Below are 17,631 nucleotides of genomic sequence, written 5' to 3'. Positions count from 1 at the left end.
TTTTCTTTTAAAAAACAACTGGTTGCATTAATCAGTGGACTTTGCCGAATCTGGCTGAATGAATGATGAGTAAATAAATGCTGGCTGGCGGCGGAAGTCGCTGTTCCGCGCTGAATATCAATCCAAAAAAAAGGCCCCGCCGAAGCGGGGCCTGGTCCGGAATCAAACCCGGAAAACGACGGGATTACTTGCCGAAGTCGTACTTGGCCTGCACGTACACGGTGCGACCGTAGACGTTGTACAGGTAGTTGTTGAACGGCGTGCCGGAGGTGCCCTGGTAGCTGTGGGCCTGCTGTTCGGGCATCTTGTTGAACACGTTGTTGACCATCAGCGACAGGGTCAGGTCATCCTGCGCACGGTAGTTCACGCTCAGGTTGTAGGTGGTGTACGAACCCCACTTGCCTGCCTTGTAGCCCGATGCGGCGTGGGTGTACTCGTAGCCGTTCAGGCCTGCCAGGTAGTTCGGGGTGTGGCCGATGTAGTTCGCGTACAGCGTGGTGGTCCACTTGTCCAGCGACCAGGCCACCGACGCGTCGGAACGGACCTTGGCGTAGCTGTCGTAGTTCCACATCGACTTCGGGTTGCCCAGCAGGTCCTGGAAGTCCTCACCCGGCTGCGCCTGCACTTCACGCTTCAGCATGTTGGTGTAGTTGCCCGAGAACTGCAGCGAACCGAAGCGGCCGATGTCCTGCAGGTACTTGAAGCCGACGGTCACGGCCTGCAGGTTCTGGCGGGCCACGTTCATCTTCGGGGTGTACAGCGAGCTCAGGTTGCCGGCCGAATCGCGCACGACCCAGTCGGCCACGTTCTGGCAGGTGGCCGAGGAGCCATTCGGCAGGCCGTTGCGGCAGTAGTACTCGGCCAGCAGCAGCTGGTCGGTGCTGGCCGTATCGACTTCGTTCTCGATCTTCCAGTTGTAGTAGTCGGCCGAGATCGACAGGTTCGCCATCGGTGCCCAGACGATACCCGCGTTCCAGACGTCGGCGGTGATCGGCTCCAGGTCCGGGTTGCCGGCACGCTCGGAATAGACCGAGACGCTGTCGGCGTAGCGGCAGGCGTCGGTGTTGCCCGGGGTGTAGCCCAGCTCGCCGCAACGGTAGTAGTCGGTCGAGTTGGCAGCATAGTAGCCGCTGCGACCCTGGAAGGCGTCGGGCAGGGTCGGCGCGCGGAAGGCGGTGCCGTACTTGCCGCGGAACAGCAGGCTTTCGATCGGACGGAACTCCACGCCCACGCTGTAGGTGGCCTTGTCGACGGTGTTGTCGGCGATCTTGAAGGCGTCATAGCGACCGGAAGCGGTCACCGTCAGCGACTCCAGCAGCGGCATGCGCAGTTCGCTGGTCACCGCATAGTTGCTGCGGTGGCCGTTGCCGGCAACAGCCGACGAGCCCCACACGTCGCCGTCCAGCAGGCGCTGGTCGGGGCTGTAGTCCCAGCCTTCGCTGCCGCCTTCGACGACCACGGCCAGGCCCGCATCGCCACCCGGCAGCGAGAACAGCGAACCGTTGGTGACCTGCGCGCGAGCCAGGTTCTGCCAGGTGCGGCTGTGGTTGGTGGTGTAACCGGTGAAGCCAGCGAAATCTTCCGGCGAGATCGGCGAGTAGAACGCGCCCCAGTTGGTGTTGTAGATGCCGAAGCCATCCTTGGTGCCCAGCTGCGGGCCGAGCACCTTGTCGGCGAAGTAGCTGTTGATGGCATTGCCGAAGCGCTGGAACTTGCTTTCATCCAGGCGATATTCGCCGCGGGTGAAGCTCAGGCTGTAGTCCCAGTTGCCCACTGCGCCCTTGCCGCCCAGGGTGACCTGATAGGCACGGCTCTTGTCGTTGTTCAGGATGCTCTTGTAGCCTTCGCCGCCGATGTCTTCCGGAGCGAAGGCGCGCTGCAGGTTGACCAGCTTGCCTGACGCCTGGTCGTAGAAGCCGCCCATGGTGCTCTTGGTGCCCCACCACAGGTAGTTCGAGCCCGAGGTGTACTCGGTCTTTTCCTTGCTGTACAGCACGTCGGCGAACAGCTGGAAGTTGTCGTTCACGTCGAAGGTCATCGACGAATAGAACTGGCCGCTGTCCTTGCCGTTCTTCAGGGTCTTGTAACCGGCGCCGAACACCGAGCCGCAGGACTGGCCGGTCGGGCGGTTGGCCAGCACGGTGGTGCCGCCAAACTGGCCGGCGACATTGGCGCAGTTGCCCGGGTCCATCATGTACAGCGCATTGGTCTTGGCGTCGATGACGGCGAAGTCGTTCGACGGCAGCTGTGCGGTATAGCCGTGGGTGTTGTTCTGCTTGGTCAGGTCACGCTGGTAGCCCCAGATCGGGTTGCTGCTTTCGATCTGCACGTTGACCAGCGCATTGAAGCGGTCGTCCAGCGCCGAGAAGCCGTGCGCGCCACTGATGCGGAAGCTGCTGCCACCGCCTTCGGTGGAGGTGCCGCCACGCACGGACAGGCTGCCGCCTTCCATGTGGTCCTTCAGGATGATGTTGACCACGCCGGCGATCGCGTCCGAACCGTACAGGGAGGACTGGCCGCCCGGCAGGACTTCGATGCGCTCGACGATGTCGATCGGAATGCCGCTGATGTTGTTGAACGCGTCGCCGCCGTTGTACAGCGCCGGGTAGGACATCATCGGGCGGCCGTTGATCAGGTACTTGGTGTACCCCGGATTCAGGCCGAACATGCCAGCGGCTTCAGCGCCCTGGGTGAACGAGGCGGAGGTCTGGCCACCCTGGATGCCGCCGGTGGTCAGCGAAGACTGCTGCAGCACTTCGGCGACGCTGTTGAAGCCGCGCGACTGGATGGCTTCAGCGCTGATGGTCATGACCGGGGTCTGGGTCTCAACCTGGGTCTGCGGGATCAGCGAACCGGTGACGGTGATCTTGTCCAGGTTGGTGGCCTTGTCCTGGGCCATTGCCGGCGAGGCGGCGACCAAGGCGGAAATCAAGGCGACGGCGAGGGTGTTGCGACGTGCGGAATTGCGAAGGTCTTTCATGTAGTTCCGTTCAAAGAGCAAATACAAATACGGCACTGCGCATGCGCCATCGTGCGTGCAATGAAACAGCGACGCAGCCCAAAACCAGTGCTTAGCGAACGTAACATGAACTTAACAACCTGTGCACGAATCTGTAGCAATCCTGAATTTCAGTCAGGTTACGTCCAGCTTGTATGATGCTCGGTTATTCCCCCTGACCCTGCCGGTGCTCGTTGTGAACAGTTCTCCCCGCCGTCCCCATGCAAGCCAGGTCCAGAAGGGACTCACGCCGCATGCCCGCATCCGCAATGTGATCGCGGTTGGTTCGGGCAAGGGCGGCGTCGGCAAGTCGACCACTGCGGTCAATCTGGCCGTGGCGCTGCAGCAGCTCGGCGCGCGCGTGGGCGTGCTCGACGCCGACATCTATGGCCCCAGCGTGCCGGCCATGCTGGGCCTGTCCGGCCGTCCGGAAAGCCCGGACAACAAGAGCATCGAGCCGCTACGTGCGTTCGGCGTCGACACCATGTCGATCGGCTACCTGATCGAAGAGGACACGCCGATGATCTGGCGTGGGCCGATGGCCACCTCGGCGATGACCCAGCTGTTCAACGACACCTTGTGGGACGACCTGGACTACCTGCTGATCGACCTGCCGCCGGGCACCGGCGACATCCAGCTGACCCTGACCCAGAAGATCCCGCTGGCCGGTGCGGTGATCGTCACCACGCCACAGGACATCGCCACGCTGGACGCGAAGAAGGCGCTGAAGATGTTCGAGAAGGTCGAGGTGCCGGTGCTGGGCATCGTCGAGAACATGGCGGTGCATACCTGCAGCAGCTGCGGGCATGTCGAGCACCTGTTCGGCGAGGGCGGCGGCGAGCGCATGGCCGCGCAGTACGGCGTGCCGTTGCTCGGTTCGCTGCCGCTGCAGATCGGCATCCGCGAGCAGGGCGATTCCGGTACCCCGATCACCGTGGCCCAGCCGGATTCGGTCCCGGCCCAGGCCTACCGCCATGCCGCGCAGCGCCTGATCGAGGAGGTTGGCAAGCGTCCGCGTGCCTCGATCCCGATCCTGTCATCGCTGCTGTAAGTGCCCGGGCAGGGGCCGCCGGCGACGCCCGGCCCCCTGCTAGAATCCTCGCGCCCCCTCGTACCCCAGGACAAAGCATGAGCATCAAGAGTGACCGTTGGATCCGCCGCATGTCCGAGCAGCACGGCATGATCGAGCCGTTCGAGGCCGGGCAGGTCAAGCAGGCCAACGGCGAGCGCATCGTCAGCTATGGCACCTCCAGCTACGGCTACGACGTGCGCTGCTCGCGCGAGTTCAAGGTGTTCACCAACATCAACTCGACGATTGTCGATCCCAAGCATTTCGATTCGGGCAGTTTCGTCGACATCACGGCCGATGAGTGCATCATCCCGCCGAACAGCTTCGCCCTGGCGCGTACCGTGGAGTACTTCCGCATCCCGCGCGACACCCTGGTGGTGTGCCTGGGCAAGAGCACCTACGCGCGCTGCGGCATCATCGTCAACGTGACCCCGTTGGAACCGGAGTGGGAAGGCCACGTCACCCTGGAATTCAGCAACACCACGCCGCTGCCGGCCCGCATCTATGCCAACGAAGGCGTGGCGCAGATGCTGTTCTTCCAGGCCGCGGCCGATGACATCTGCGAGACGTCGTACCGCGATCGTGGCGGCAAGTACCAGGGCCAGACCGGCGTGACCCTGCCGCGGACCTGATCGCCCGCGTCATTGCATGACGAAAGCGCCGGGCCGTGCCCGGCGTTTTCGCGTGGTCCACGCGGTGCGTTCGCCGGGCACGACCCGGCGCTACGTCATTTGCCGCGACCGAACAGCATCGCAATGCCCACGCCCACCAGTGCCACCGGCCACCAGGTCAGCAGCAGCTTGGACAGGTTCAGGTGCGTCCAGCCCAGGTTGCTGGCGAGCATGAACAGGCCGATCAGGATCAGCAGGATGGCGGCAACGAGGTTGAATCGCATCGGGTCGGGCAAGGCTCAGGAACGGGCTGGATATCCTAGCCGTTCCTTCCAGTAGGCGACATGCTGGTCCAGCGCCGCAGGCTCGTAGCGGTGCGCCGGGCCGCTGCCCCAGACCGGGCCGGGCCAGGCCGGATCGCCGTCATGGCGGCCGATCACATGGAAGTGCAGCTGGCGCACGATGTTGCCCAGCGCGCCGATATTGATCTTCTCCACGCCGTCGTGGCCCTTCAGGGCCTTGCAGGCGCGGTTGAGCTCGGTGCGCAGCTTGTCCTGCTGCTCGCCGTCCAGCTCGATCCACTCGGTCACCCCGGCCAGGCGTGGTACCAGCACCAGCCAGGGGAATCGTTCGTCGTTCATCAGCCGCACTTGCGACAACGGTCCTTCCGCCACCAGCACGCTATCGGTGGCCAGGCGTGAATCGAGTTCGAATTCGCTCATCCAAGATGCTCCGAGAAGAAGTCCAGGGTGCGTTGCAGCGCCAGGGCGGCGCTGTCTGGATCATACGCATGTCCGACCTCGCGGTTGAAGGCGTGGTCGGCCGGATAGACGAAAGTGGCCATCTGCGGCAGCTTGTCGCGGTGGGCCTGGACGGCCTCCGGCGGGATGCTCCTGTCCTGGGTGCCGAAGTGGAAGATCACCGGCGCCTTGGGTGTCTCATCGAGGAACTGGACGTTGCGTGCGCCGTAGTAGCTGACCGACGGCAGCCCGAGCCGCAGCGCCGACAGCATCGCCACCGTGCCGCCCCAGCAGTAGCCGACGGTGCCGACCTTGCCGTAGGGGGCCAGCCGGGTGGCCGCCGCGCGGACCACTTCCAGCGCCTTCTCCATGCCCAGCGCGCTGACCCTTTCCAGGCCCTGCTTCACGCCGTCGGCGTCGTAGGGCAGGGCATCCGGGTCGGCATCGGGTCCATCGACCAGGTCGAAGAACGAAGGAGCCAGCACCGCATAGCCCTCGGCGGCGAAGCGCTCGGCCACGCCGCGGATGTGCGGGTTGGCACCAAAAATTTCCTGCACCACCACCAGCCCGCCTCGCGCGGTGCCCTCGGGGAGTGCCTGCCAGGCCCGTACCGCGCCGTGGTGCGTATCCAGGGTGATCCACTCGGCCATCGTCATCTACTCTCGTTGCAGGGACAGGAGCGCATTGTCGGTGCTGCGCCGGTTAGCGCGGTGTCAGCGGCTGTGCGCGATCGGGCGGCTGGCCGTTCAGAGCGAGGTCGCCAACCCCGGTATACTGGCGCCCTTTCAGGCCCCGGCCCCCAAGGAACCCCTGCCATGCCGGCAGGGGCCCAGGCCCCCAGAGTCCCGCGATTCCATGTCCCAGCTGAACCCCAAAGTCGGCTTCGTCAGCCTTGGCTGCCCGAAGGCCCTTGTCGATTCCGAGCGCATCCTCACCCAGCTCCGCTCGGAAGGCTACGACATCGTCCCGTCCTACGATTCGGCCGACGTGGTGGTGGTCAACACCTGCGGCTTCATCGATTCGGCGGTGACCGAGTCGCTGGACGCGATCGGCGAGGCGATGAACCAGAACGGCAAGGTCATCGTCACCGGCTGCCTGGGCAAGCGCCCGGAGCAGATCCGCGAGGCCTACCCGAACGTGCTGGCGGTGTCCGGCCCGCAGGACTACCAGAGCGTGATGGAAGCGGTGCATGAAGCACTGCCGCCCAAGCACGATCCGTTCGTGGACCTGGTGCCGGACTACGGCATCAAGCTGACCCCGCGCCACTACGCTTACCTGAAGATTTCCGAAGGCTGCAACCACACGTGCAGCTTCTGCATCATCCCGTCGATGCGCGGCAAGCTGGTCTCGCGCCCGGTCGACGAGGTGCTGCGTGAGGCCGAGCGCCTGGTGCGTGGCGGCGTGCGCGAGCTGCTGGTGGTTTCGCAGGACACCTCGGCCTACGGCGTGGACGTGAGGTACGCCGAAAAGATGTGGCGCAACAAGGCCTACCAGACCCGCTTGAAGGCGCTGTGCGAAGGCCTGTCGGAGCTGGATGCGTGGGTGCGCATGCACTACGTCTACCCGTATCCGCACGTGGACGAGGTGGTGCCGCTGATGGCCGAGAACCGCATCCTGCCGTACCTGGACATCCCGTTCCAGCATGCCAGCCCGCGCATCCTGCGCCTGATGAAGCGCCCCGGCGCAGTCGAAAAGACCCTGGAGCGCGTGCAGAACTGGCGCCGCATCGCGCCGGACATCACCGTGCGTTCGACTTTCATCGTCGGCTTCCCGGGCGAGACCGAGGCCGAGTTCGAAGAACTGCTGTCGTTCCTGGACGAGGCACAGCTGGATCGCGTCGGTGCGTTTGCCTACTCACCGGTCGAAGGTGCCACCGCCAACGACCTGCCCGATGCCGTGCCGGAAGAAGTGAAGCAGGAGCGCCTGGCCCGTTTCATGGAGAAGCAGGCGCAGATTTCCGCCGCGCGCCTGGAAGCCAAGATCGGCACCGTGCAGCAGTGCCTGGTTGATGCCATCGAAGGTGACATCGCCGTGGCCCGTTCCAAGGCCGATGCGCCGGAGATCGACGGCCTGGTGCACATCCAGAATGCCGACCAGGTGCCGCTGCGCGTGGGTGAGTTCGTCGACGTGGAAATCACCGAGAGCGACGAACACGACCTGTACGGTGATGCGCTGCCGGCCGCTACCCGCCCGGCATTCGATCTCAAGATGCTGTGACCGCAGCGACGACCGCCGCCGGTGACGGCAGCGGTGTCCGCCGCTTCGTGCCGCCGCCGCGTGCGGCGGTCGATCCGCAGGTGTTCGCGCACCCGGTGTTTGCCGGGTTGCGCGACGTCCATGACCTGCTGGCCAGCCCTGAGTGGCCGTCCATTGCAGCGCTCGATGCACGCCTCACGCTGCCCGGCAAGCACTTGGTCGAGCAGGACGCCGCGCTGCTGGCCGATGGCCTGCACTACGAAGCCCGCATCGCGCAGGGGCGCATCGCCACCCGCGCCGACAACTGGCACGACCTGTTCAATGCGCTGGTCTGGGCCTCATGCCCACAGCTGAAGCGTGCGCTCAATGTGCAGCAGTGCCGGCATATCGAGGCCATGCCGCCTGGCCAGCGCAACCGCGCGCAGGCCGCGTTGACCCAGTTCGACGAAACCGGTGTGATCGTGCGCGTGCGCGATGACTCACTGCGGGCTGCCTGGGATGCACACGACTGGCCCGCGTTGTTTGACCCGGTGAACTGGCAGAGCGATGACATCGCCATCACCGCGGTATTCGGGCATGCGCTGATGGAACAGGCACTGCTGCCAGGGCGATTGCTGGTGGGCAAGTGCGTGGTGGTGTACAGCGATGCCGATGCGGCCTGCGTTGACGCGGTGGCCGTGGCCATCGCCGAGGGCAGGGCGGTGACCGATCCCTTGCAGCTGCGTCCGCTGCCGTTGGCTGGAATCCCGGGGTGGCACGAGGGACAGGATGCCGCCTTCTATCGCAATGCCGACTACTTCCGCCCGCTGCGTGCCGGCCGCGCGTACCCGCCGCCATTGCACGGGGCCATGTAGAGTCAACTGTCAGTCGACTGCTCTTCGTTCCGAGGCCGTGAGCGCCTGACAGATGGCTTTGGCGAGTCATCAACCGCGATGAAGATCGCGGTGCGTTTGCCGTCCCGCTGTGGAGGTTTAGTGCCGCGCTTCGCGCGGTAGTCGACTGACAGGCGACTCTACACCGTCTCGTATTCCACGCCGATCACCGCAAAGGTGAACCGCCCGCCGGGCAGCTCCACCGAAAACTCGTCATCCAGCCGCTTCTTCAGCAGCGCACGCGCCAGCGGCGAATCGATGCTGATCCAGCCCAGGCCTGCGTCGGTCTCGTCCGGGCCGACAATGCGGTAGCGGCTGGTGTCGCCACTGTCCACGTTCTCCAGCTCCACCCACGCGCCGAAGAACACCGCCAGCGGATCGGTTGGCGTAGTGTCGACCACGCGCAGTGATTCCAGCCGCTTGGTCAGGTAGCGCACGCGGCGGTCGATCTCGCCCAGCTGCTTCTTGCGGTAGGTGTACTCGGCATTTTCCGAACGGTCGCCTTCTGCGGCGGCTGCGGCCAGTGCTTTCACCACTTCGGGTCGCCGTACCCGCCACAGGTCATCCAGTTCGGCCTTCAGCCGAGCGTGGCCGGAGGCGGTGATCAGGGCGGTGCTCTTTTCTGCAGGGGGACGCCAGCGCGACATGCAATACGACTTCTTTTCCGGAGGACGAACGGAGGGTGGGGTCAGACTCCGCTTCCGCGGGAAGGGCTCTGACCCCAGCAGCGGCGGATCAGATCAGCGCTTGCCACCGAAGATGCCGCCCAGCAGGCCGCGCACGATCTGGTTGCCCAGCTTGGTGCCGACCGTGCGCGTGGTCTGCTTGGCCATGGTCTCGATCATGCCCTGGCGGCGCTTGGTGCCGAAAATCGCATCCTTGATCGCCTGGCCGAAACCGCCTTCCTGCGCATCGTCCTGTTCGCGGCTGCGCGCGGCTGGCGCCTGCGCCTGCTCGACGCTCTTCTGTGCGCGCTGGGCCAGCAGTTCGGCAGCCGATTCGCGGTTGATCGCGGTGTCGTAGCGACTGCCGACCGGGCTGCCGGCACGCACCTGGGCGCGCTCGGCTTCGGTGATCGGCCCCATCCGGCAGCGTGGCGGCGCGATCATCGTCTGCTGCACCGGCATCGGCACGCCCTTGTCCTGCAGCGTGGAAACCAAGGCCTCACCGGTGCCGAGCTGGCTCAGTACCTTGGCCACGTCCAGCTTCGGGTTCGGCACGAACGTCTCGGCCGCGGTCTTCACCGCTTTCTGGTCGCGCGGGGTGAACGCCCGCAGCGCGTGCTGCACGCGGTTGCCGAGCTGGCCGAGGATGTTGCCCGGCACGTCGTCGGGGAACTGCGAGCAGAAGTACACGCCGACGCCCTTGGAGCGGATCAGGCGCACCACCTGCTCGATGCGCTGCACCAGCGACGGCGGTGCGTCGTCGAACAGCAGGTGGGCCTCGTCGAAGATGAAGACCAGCTTCGGTTTGTCCAGGTCGCCCACCTCCGGCAGTTGTTCGAACAGCTCCGACAGCAGCCACAGCAGGAAGGTGGAATAGAGCTTGGGCTTGAGCACGAGCTGGTCGGCGGCGAGGATGCCGATCATGCCGCGGCCGTCGTGATTGACCCGCATGATGTCGGCCAGTTCCAGGGCCGGCTCACCGAAGAAGTTCTCGCCGCCATCCTGCGCCAGGCGCAGCACCGACCGCTGGATCGCAGCGATGGACTGCGCGCTGACCAGGCCGTATTCGGTGGAAATGTCCTTGCGCTCCTCGGCCACCAGGCCAAGCAGGGCGCGCAGATCGTCCATGTCCAGCAGCAGCAGGCCACGATCGTCGGCCAGCTTGAACACGATGTCGAGCACGCCGGACTGGGTGTCGTTCAACTCGAGGATGCGCGCCAGCAGGGTCGGGCCCATCTCGCTGACCGTGGTGCGCACCGGATGCCCGAGCTTGCCGTACAGGTCCCAGAAAATGGTCGGGCTGGCGGCCGGTGCGTAGTCGGCCACGCCGATCTCGGCGGCGCGCTTGAGCAGGTTCTCCGCGCCGGTGCCCGGCACAGCCAGGCCGGACACGTCGCCCTTCACGTCGGCGAGGAATACGGGTACGCCCAGTCGCGAAAAGCCTTCGGCCAGGGTCATCAGGGTCACGGTCTTGCCGGTGCCGGTGGCGCCGGCCACCAGGCCGTGGCGGTTGCCGAGTTTCGGCAGCAGGGTGACGGCCACATCGTCGGTGATGCCTTTGCCGAGCAGAATCGGATCCATGGTCCAGCCCTTGTGGTGAATAGCCCAATGTTAACCGCCGGCGGTGACGGTCCGAAGGTCGGCTTGCCCCGACCTTGGCGGCGCCGCTACTCTGCCTGCCTGTTTCGCACACAGTGCCATCAATGCCCGTTTCTGTCCTGATTTCCCGCGGTTGGCCGCTGCTGGCCCTGGCCGGCCTGGTTTTCCTGGCGCCCGACGCCCATGCGCAGCGGGTCTCGGCCCGGGACAAGGCGAAGGTGGATGCGCTGCAGCAGCGCATGACCGTCGCCGAGAAGCGCTACAGCGATGCGCTGCTGCTGGTCGCCAATGCCGACCCCAAGGGCAGCAACGAGGCCGACGCCGCGCTGGAGGACATGGAAGACGTTCTCAACGACTGCGTGAAGCAGAAGGGCTGCCAGATGGGCACGCTGCTGGCCAGCTACAAGCGCCTGCTCAAGCACGACGCCGATGCGGCGGGCAGCGATGAGGTGGCCGACGAGGGCGGTGACCGGCTGGAAGCCGACCCCGACCATATCGGCCCGCTTACCGCCGACGTGCCGGAGGCGGCCCGCGCCGCTGCGCTGCTCAACGACAAGCGGCACGCCTTCGACAGCATGGTCGAATACAACCCGGCCGTGCAGGCGGGCATCCGCCGCTGGCTGACCGACATGCGCCCGGCGCTGCTGACCAGCTACGAGAACTACCAGAACCTGCGTGCGGTGATGTGGCCGGAGTGGGAAAAGCGCGGCCTGCCCGAGGCGCTGCTGTTCGGCATCATGGCCAAGGAGTCCAACGGCCGCGTGCATGCCTCCTCGCGCGCCGGCGCCGCCGGCCTGATGCAGTTCATGCCGGCTACCGGCCGCCGCTTCGGCCTTGGCCCGGATGGCACCGGCTTCGACACCCGCTTTGACGCGCGCAGCGCCGCCGAGGCCAGCGCCAGCTATCTCAACGAGCGCCTGCGCGAACTGAACAACAACGTGGAAATGTCGGTGGCCGCCTACAACGGTGGTGAAGGCCGTGCCGCGCGCGTGTTCAAGCAGAGTGCGGGCCAGAGCTTCTGGACCGACAGTGTCTACAACCAGTTCCCCGGCGAGACCAAGGACTATGTGCCGATGGTGATCGCGGCGGCCTGGATCTTCCTGCACCCGCAGCAGTACGGCGTGGAATTCCCGAAGATCAGCGCGCAGCCGGCCACGCTGCGCCTGGCCAAGTCCACCACCATCTACGAACTGACCATCTGCCTGGGCAGCCACGGCACCCGCGATGGCTACATGCGCGCGCTGCGCAACCTCAACCCGCGCTATGAAGCCGACGGCTGGATTCCGGCCGGCACGCTGATCAACGCTACCACCCGCATCGCCGGCCTGTACCAGCGCAACTGCGTCAGCGGCCCGCGTGCCGACCTGGCCCGTACCCTGATCACCGCCGACCTGAACGCGGCGATCAAGCGCCCGGCCGCCGCCGGCTACACCGGCAGCGTGGCCGTGGGCGGCGTGGTGCCGGTGGCCGACGCCGCAGCCTCCACCAGCGTGCCGACCACCCCGGTCGCTCCGGTGGCCGCGCCGCGCCCGGCCGCACGGCCAAAGCCGCCGCGCAGCCACAAGGTGGGCCGGGGTGAAACCCTGGGCGCCATTGCCGCGAAGTTCCAGTGCGATGTGCCGACCCTGGCCCGCGCCAACGGCCTGAAGGCCCCGGCCTACAGCCTGCGCCAGGGCCAGACGCTGAAGCTGCAGGGCTGCGACAAGTAATTCCCACGACCGCTGGAATCTGCAATGGACCTCGAAGACACCCGCAACCTGTTCGCCAACCTCCGCGAAAACACCGACTGGGACATCAAGGGCCCGTTGCTGTGGGGGTACTTCTTCGTGCACTCCACCGCTGAGCCGCTGCAGGCGCTGGCAGAGCACCTGCAGGCGGAGGGCTATACCTTCGTGGAATTGTTCGAGCAGGAGCCGGAAGAGGGCGACGCGCCGTTCCACGTGCTGCATGTAGAGCGCGTGGAGATCCACGACGAAGCCTCGCTGGACCGCCGCAACCAGGAATTCGCAGCGCTGGCCGCGGAGAAGGGCGTGGAAGACTACGACGGCATGGACGTCGGTCCGGCCCCGGTCCTGCAGTAACGCGCTTCTGGCTGTAGAGCCGAGCCCATGCTCGGCTTCCTTTGCCCACAGAAATGCATGGCCGGTTGCAGCCAGTAGCCGAGCATGGGCTCGGCTCTACATGTACCTCAGCGCAGCTTCGCCAGCGCCTGGCCCAGCTGCACCGGGCTTTCAGCGGCCAGCTGCGGGGCGAACTCAGCCACGCCCGGCGGCAGCAGCACGATCACGGTCGAACCGTAGTTGAAGCGCGCCATCTCGGCGAAGCGCTCCAGCCTGATGCCCCGGCCGCGGTAGTCCTTGCGCGTGATGCGGTCGCCATAACGCGGAATTTCCTCGCCGCTCCACACGGTTTCGACGCCCGATACCAGCAACGCACCCACCATCACGCTGACCATCGGGCCGAAGCTGGTGTCGAAGTGGCAGACCAGGCGCTCGTTGCGGGCGAACAGGCGCGGCACGCCGTTCACTGCGGCCGGGCCGACGCTGAACAGGCGGCCCGGCACGTGCACGGTCTCGCGCAGGGTGCCGGTCCACGGCATGTGCACGCGGTGATAGTCGCGCGGCGACAGGTACACGGTCGCGTACAGGCCGTCGTTGTACGGTTTGGCATCCTCGTCACTGCCCAGTAGTTCGGCGGCGGTGAACGATTGGCCCTTGGCCTGGAAGATGCGGCCGGCCTCGATCCTGCCGAGCTGGCTGATGCGGCCGTCGGCCGGCATCACCAGGCTGCGCGGATCGGCGTCGGCCACGCGCGCGCCCGGCTTCAGCGCGCGGGTGAAGAACTGGTTGAAGGTCGCATAGCTGCGCGGGTCCGGGTTGGCCGCTTCGTCCAGGTTCACGTTGAACTTGCGGGTGACCGTGTCGATCAGCCAGCGCGACACGCGCGGATCGTCCGAGTACGCCAGCGAACGCGCCATCGAAGACAGCAGGCGGTGGGGCAGGGCGTACGTCAGGGCGGTGGTGAGGCTCATGGGGCGGTTTTCTCGGTCAGCTTCTGCAGGTCGCGGGCGATCGCCGGCGCGTTGAACGGGGGGCGTACCAGGCCGGCAAGGCGGCCCTGCGGGTCGAGCACGGCCAGGCTGGCCGAATGCTCGACGGTGTAATCCTCGGGGTTCTCGTCGAAGTGCTTGCCCGGCACCTTCTGGAACACGAAACCGAGCGAGGTGGAGAAGCGCTCCAGCGACGGGATATCGGCGGTGGCGGCCAGGGTGTCCTTGTGGAAGCCGTGCGCGTATTCGCCGAGCCGGGTGGCGCTGTCACGATCCGGGTCGACCGAGATGAACAGCACGCGCGGGCGCAGGCTGTCGGGCAGGGCCTCCCACTGGTTCTGCGCGCCAGCCAGCTCGGCCAGGGTGGTCGGGCAGACGTCCGGGCAGAAGGTGAAGCCCAGGAACACCAGCGTCCAGTGGCCCTTCAGCTCGCCCGGTATCAGGCGGGTGCCGTCGGACTGGGCCAGGTTGAAGTCGGGCAGTTCGCGCGGCTGCGGGTACAGCGTGATCGCTTCGGTGGCCGGGGCATTGGCCGGCGGCTTCGGCGCAAACACCTGCTGGGCGGCCAGCAGGCCCAGGCCCGCCGCCAGGGCGATCAGCAGGATGATGCCGGCATTGCGATTGAACATGGGTGCCCCCGCGCGAAGTGGGCTCCATCATACCGGCTGCGGCCCGATCGTTTCCGCCGCAACGGATGCTGCCGCGGGCGCCAGCCCCTATAATCGGGGCCCACTTTGCCCGCAGTACCGCCATGACCGCTGAAACGGCCGCCGAACTCCACACGATCATCGATCTGATCCGCTACGGCACCAGCCGTTTCAACGAAGCCGGGCTGACCTTCGGTCACAGCTACGACAATGCGCTGGACGAGGCCACCCAGCTGGTGCTGCACAGCCTGCACCTGCCGCACGATCTGGGCCCGGCCTATGGCCAGGCGCGCCTGCTGCAGGCCGAAAAGCTGCGCGTGCTGGAACTGTTCCAGCGCCGCATCGATGAACGCATCCCGGCCGCCTACCTGACCGGTGAGGCCTGGTTCGCCGGCCTGAGCTTCAAGAGCGACAAGCGCGCGCTGGTGCCGCGTTCGCCGATCGCCGAACTGATCGAATGCGGCTTCGAGCCGTGGCTCGCCGGCCGCGATGTCAGCCGTGCGCTGGACCTGTGCACCGGTTCGGGCTGCATCGCCATCGCCATGGGCCACTACTACCCGAACTGGGAAGTGGATGGCGTCGACCTCAGTGACGAAGCACTGTCGCTGGCCGAGGAAAACAAGGAACGCCTGCAGGCGCACAACGTCACCCTGATCAAGTCGGACTTGTTCAAAGGCCTGACCGGCCGCCACTACGACCTGATCGTCACCAACCCCCCGTACGTCACCAACGACGAGACCGACGCCCTGCCGCAGGAATACTCCTACGAGCCGGAGATGGGCCTGCGTGCCGGCGACGACGGCCTGGACCTGGTGCTGAAGATCCTGCGTGACGCGCCGCTGCACCTGAGCGAGGACGGCCTGCTGATCTGCGAAGTGGGCGAATCCGAGCAGCACCTGATCAAGCTGCTGCCAGAAGTCGATTTTTCCTGGATCGAGTTCAAGGTCGGCCAGATGGGTATCTTCGCGGTCGAATGCCGCGAGCTGATCGCCCACAGCGCACGCATCACCGAACTGGCGGCGCAGCGCCCGTGAGCTCCAATTCGTTCGGCAAGCTGTTCACCGTCACCACGTTCGGCGAGTCGCACGGGCCGGCCATTGGCTGCGTGATCGATGGCTGCCCTCCGGGGCTGGCGCTGGACGCGGCCGAATTCGCCCACGACCTGCAGCGCCGTGCCACCGGCAAGAGCCGGCACACTTCCGCGCGGCGCGAGGCCGACGAGGTCGAGATCCTCTCTGGCGTGTACGAGGGCCTGACCACCGGCACCCCGATCGCGCTGCTGATCCGCAACACCGACCAGCGCAGCAAGGACTACGCCAACATCGGCCAGCAGTTCCGGCCGGGCCATGCCGACTACAGCTACTGGCACAAGTACGGCATCCGTGACCCGCGCGGTGGCGGCCGTTCCTCGGCGCGCGAAACCACCATGCGCGTAGCCGCCGGGGTGGTCGCCAAGAAGTGGCTGGCCGAGCGCTTCGGCGTGACCGTGCGCGGCTACCTGTCGCAGCTGGGCGACATCACCCCGGCCGGTTTCGACTGGTCGGCGGTGGAAGACAACCCGTTCTTCTGGCCGCACGCTGCACAGGTGCCCGAACTGGAGGCGTACATGGACGCGCTGCGCAAGTCCGGAGATTCGGTCGGTGCGCGCGTGGACGTGGTCGCCGACAACGTGCCGCCGGGCTGGGGTGAGCCGATCTACGGCAAACTCGACGGTGAACTGGCTGCCGCGCTGATGAGCATCAACGCGGTGAAGGGCGTGGAGATCGGCGACGGTTTCGCCAGCGCCGCGCAGAAGGGCACCGAACACCGCGACCTGCTGACCCCGCAGGGCTTCGCCAGCAATCACGCGGGTGGCATCCTCGGTGGCATTTCCACCGGCCAGCCGGTGGTCGCCTCGATCGCGTTGAAGCCGACCTCCAGCCTGCGCCTGCCGGGCCCGTCGCTGGATACGTCCGGCAACGTGGTCGAGGTGGTCACCACCGGCCGCCACGACCCCTGCGTCGGCATCCGCGCCACCCCGATCGCCGAGGCGATGGTAGCGATGGTGCTGATGGACCAGGCGCTGCGCCACCGCGCGCAGTGCGGCGATGTCGGCACGGTCACCCCGCGCATTCCCGGGCAGATCGATGGCTGACACGCGGCCGACCGTGTGGGTGAGCCAGCCGCTGATCGACGCGGCCATCGCGCCGCTGCGCGATCGCGTGCAGCTGCGCAGCACCGACACCGTCACCGCCTGGGCGCCGGACCAGATCGCCGAACAACTGGCCAGCGCCGACGGCGCGATCATCACGCTCAACGAGCGCATCGGCGCGGCCCAGGTGGCCGGCGCCGCGCAGCTGCAGGTGATCGCCAATGTCGGGGTGGGCTACAACAACCTGGATGTGGACGCGCTCAGCGCGGCCGGCATCCTGGCCAGCAACACGCCGGACGTCCTGACCGAAACCACCGCCGATCTCGGTTTCGCCCTGCTGATGGCCACCGCGCGCCGCATTACCGAGTCCGAGCGCTGGCTGCGCGAAGGGCAGTGGCAGCAGTGGTCGTTCCAGACCATGCTCGGTGCCGATATCCACGGCAGCACGTTGGGCATCCTTGGCATGGGCCGCATCGGCCAGGGCATCGCCCGTCGCGGCGCGCACGGTTTCGGCATGAAGGTGCTGTACCACAACCGTTCGCAGCTGCCGGCGGCGACCGAGGCGGAATTGGGTGCGACCTATGTGGATCTGGATACGCTGCTGGCACAGTCCGACCACCTGCTGCTGGTGCTGCCGTACACGCCGGCCTCGCATCATCTGATCGATGCCGCCGCACTGGCGAAGATGAAGCCGTCGGCGACGCTGGTAAATATCGCCCGCGGTGGCCTGGTCGATGAGATCGCGCTGGCCGACGCGCTGGCCAATGGTCGCCTGGCTGCGGCGGGTCTGGATGTGTACGAGGGCGAGCCAACGGTACGCCCGGAACTGCTGGCGCTGCGCAACGTCGTGCTCACTCCGCACATCGGCAGCGCCTCGCTGGCCACGCGCACGGCGATGGTACAGCTGGCCGTGGATAATCTGCTTGCCGGGCTCGGCCTGGACGGCGGCCCGTCGTGGATGCCGAGCGCGATCAACGCTGACGCGGCGATGGCCGCGCGCGTGACGCTGGGCAAAAAAACCGGGAAACGATAGGGAACCTCCGCGCGCCCCGCT

Annotated in this window: 17 protein-coding genes; 9 read left to right on the top strand and 8 right to left on the bottom strand. The window is 66.3% G+C overall.

The genetic code is table 11. The annotated features are described in order from the left end of the window. Window positions 1-184: 184 nt before the first annotated feature. Window positions 185-2,980 carry a TonB-dependent receptor domain-containing protein gene (locus tag G370_RS0110855; protein WP_019660618.1) on the bottom strand — a complete coding sequence of 932 codons (2,796 nt, stop codon included), beginning with the start codon at window positions 2,978-2,980 and terminating at the stop codon, window positions 185-187. A 214-nt stretch (window positions 2,981-3,194) separates the two neighbouring features. Between G370_RS0110855 and apbC the strand changes: the two genes are divergently transcribed. Both apbC and dcd read left to right on the top strand, forming a co-directional pair. Then, window positions 3,195-4,049: an iron-sulfur cluster carrier protein ApbC gene (gene apbC / locus G370_RS0110850; RefSeq protein WP_026347084.1), complete on the top strand. Its 855-nt coding sequence runs from the start codon at window positions 3,195-3,197 to the stop codon at window positions 4,047-4,049. Between the two features lie 77 nt (window positions 4,050-4,126). Further along, entirely contained in the window at window positions 4,127-4,699 is a 573-nt protein-coding gene (dcd, locus tag G370_RS0110845; RefSeq protein WP_005410499.1) for a dCTP deaminase, read from the top strand. 95 nt (window positions 4,700-4,794) lie between these two features. Here the strand turns inward: dcd and G370_RS1000000121750 are convergent, their stop codons facing one another. The 3 genes from G370_RS1000000121750 to G370_RS0110830 are packed head-to-tail and all read right to left on the bottom strand — an operon-like array spanning window position 4,795 to window position 6,068. Then, a complete protein-coding gene (locus G370_RS1000000121750; RefSeq protein ID WP_005410498.1) occupies window positions 4,795-4,962 on the bottom strand; it encodes a LiaI-LiaF-like domain-containing protein in 168 nt (55 codons plus the stop codon). Between the two features lie 15 nt (window positions 4,963-4,977). Beyond that, window positions 4,978-5,400: an HIT domain-containing protein gene (locus G370_RS0110835; protein WP_019660615.1), complete on the bottom strand. Its 423-nt coding sequence runs from the start codon at window positions 5,398-5,400 to the stop codon at window positions 4,978-4,980. Further along, window positions 5,397-6,068 (bottom strand): dienelactone hydrolase family protein, encoded by a 672-nt coding sequence (locus G370_RS0110830; RefSeq protein WP_026347083.1) that lies wholly within the window; start codon window positions 6,066-6,068, stop codon window positions 5,397-5,399. The genes G370_RS0110835 and G370_RS0110830 overlap by 4 nt, the downstream gene beginning before the upstream one ends. A 205-nt stretch (window positions 6,069-6,273) precedes the next feature. Here G370_RS0110830 and rimO point away from each other — a divergent pair, with 205 nt between their 5' ends. Together rimO and G370_RS0110820 are read left to right on the top strand one after the other, a co-directional pair. Continuing rightward, window positions 6,274-7,635 carry a 30S ribosomal protein S12 methylthiotransferase RimO gene (rimO, locus tag G370_RS0110825; protein ID WP_019660613.1) on the top strand — a complete coding sequence of 454 codons (1,362 nt, stop codon included), beginning with the start codon at window positions 6,274-6,276 and terminating at the stop codon, window positions 7,633-7,635. Beyond that, complete coding sequence (locus tag G370_RS0110820) at window positions 7,632-8,468, top strand: DUF3025 domain-containing protein (protein WP_019660612.1); 837 nt, start codon at window positions 7,632-7,634, stop codon at window positions 8,466-8,468. The genes rimO and G370_RS0110820 overlap by 4 nt, the downstream gene beginning before the upstream one ends. Window positions 8,469-8,626: 158 nt before the next feature. On the opposite strand, the gene greB is transcribed toward G370_RS0110820, so the two are convergent. Together greB and G370_RS0110810 are read right to left on the bottom strand one after the other, a co-directional pair. Next, entirely contained in the window at window positions 8,627-9,133 is a 507-nt protein-coding gene (greB, locus tag G370_RS0110815; RefSeq protein WP_019660611.1) for a transcription elongation factor GreB, read from the bottom strand. A gap of 93 nt (window positions 9,134-9,226) precedes the next feature. Beyond that, window positions 9,227-10,732, bottom strand: coding sequence for a helicase HerA-like domain-containing protein (locus G370_RS0110810; protein WP_019660610.1), 1,506 nt, complete (start codon window positions 10,730-10,732; stop codon window positions 9,227-9,229). Window positions 10,733-10,854: 122 nt separating this feature from the next. Between G370_RS0110810 and G370_RS0110805 the strand changes: the two genes are divergently transcribed. Both G370_RS0110805 and G370_RS0110800 read left to right on the top strand, forming a co-directional pair. After that, entirely contained in the window at window positions 10,855-12,459 is a 1,605-nt protein-coding gene (locus tag G370_RS0110805) for a transglycosylase SLT domain-containing protein (RefSeq protein ID WP_019660609.1), read from the top strand. Window positions 12,460-12,483: 24 nt separating this feature from the next. Continuing rightward, entirely contained in the window at window positions 12,484-12,831 is a 348-nt protein-coding gene (locus G370_RS0110800) for a ribonuclease E inhibitor RraB (protein ID WP_019660608.1), read from the top strand. Window positions 12,832-12,938: 107 nt separating this feature from the next. On the opposite strand, the gene asd is transcribed toward G370_RS0110800, so the two are convergent. Together asd and G370_RS0110790 are read right to left on the bottom strand one after the other, a co-directional pair. After that, window positions 12,939-13,781, bottom strand: coding sequence for an archaetidylserine decarboxylase (gene asd, locus G370_RS0110795; RefSeq protein ID WP_019660607.1), 843 nt, complete (start codon window positions 13,779-13,781; stop codon window positions 12,939-12,941). Further along, window positions 13,778-14,428, bottom strand: a complete 651-nt coding sequence (locus tag G370_RS0110790; protein ID WP_019660606.1) for an SCO family protein — start codon at window positions 14,426-14,428, stop codon at window positions 13,778-13,780. Before G370_RS0110790 ends, asd begins: the two co-directional genes overlap by 4 nt. 122 nt (window positions 14,429-14,550) lie before the next feature. On the opposite strand from G370_RS0110790, the gene prmB reads away from it, so the two are divergent. From prmB to G370_RS0110775, 3 genes are read left to right on the top strand one after another with little or no spacing between them, the layout of a single operon-like run. After that, window positions 14,551-15,480 carry a 50S ribosomal protein L3 N(5)-glutamine methyltransferase gene (gene prmB, locus G370_RS0110785; protein ID WP_019660605.1) on the top strand — a complete coding sequence of 310 codons (930 nt, stop codon included), beginning with the start codon at window positions 14,551-14,553 and terminating at the stop codon, window positions 15,478-15,480. After that, the gene (aroC, locus tag G370_RS0110780) at window positions 15,477-16,580 is read left to right on the top strand and encodes a chorismate synthase (protein WP_019660604.1); all 1,104 of its coding nucleotides are present in this window, start codon (window positions 15,477-15,479) and stop codon (window positions 16,578-16,580) included. The genes prmB and aroC overlap by 4 nt, the downstream gene beginning before the upstream one ends. Continuing rightward, window positions 16,573-17,610: a 2-hydroxyacid dehydrogenase gene (locus tag G370_RS0110775; RefSeq protein WP_019660603.1), complete on the top strand. Its 1,038-nt coding sequence runs from the start codon at window positions 16,573-16,575 to the stop codon at window positions 17,608-17,610. The genes aroC and G370_RS0110775 overlap by 8 nt, the downstream gene beginning before the upstream one ends. Window positions 17,611-17,631: the final 21 nt, after the last annotated feature.

It is taken from the genome of Stenotrophomonas hibiscicola ATCC 19867 (assembly GCF_000382065.1).
GTDB lineage: Bacteria > Pseudomonadota > Gammaproteobacteria > Xanthomonadales > Xanthomonadaceae > Stenotrophomonas > Stenotrophomonas hibiscicola.
This window is presented reverse-complemented; position numbering and strand designations above follow the sequence as displayed.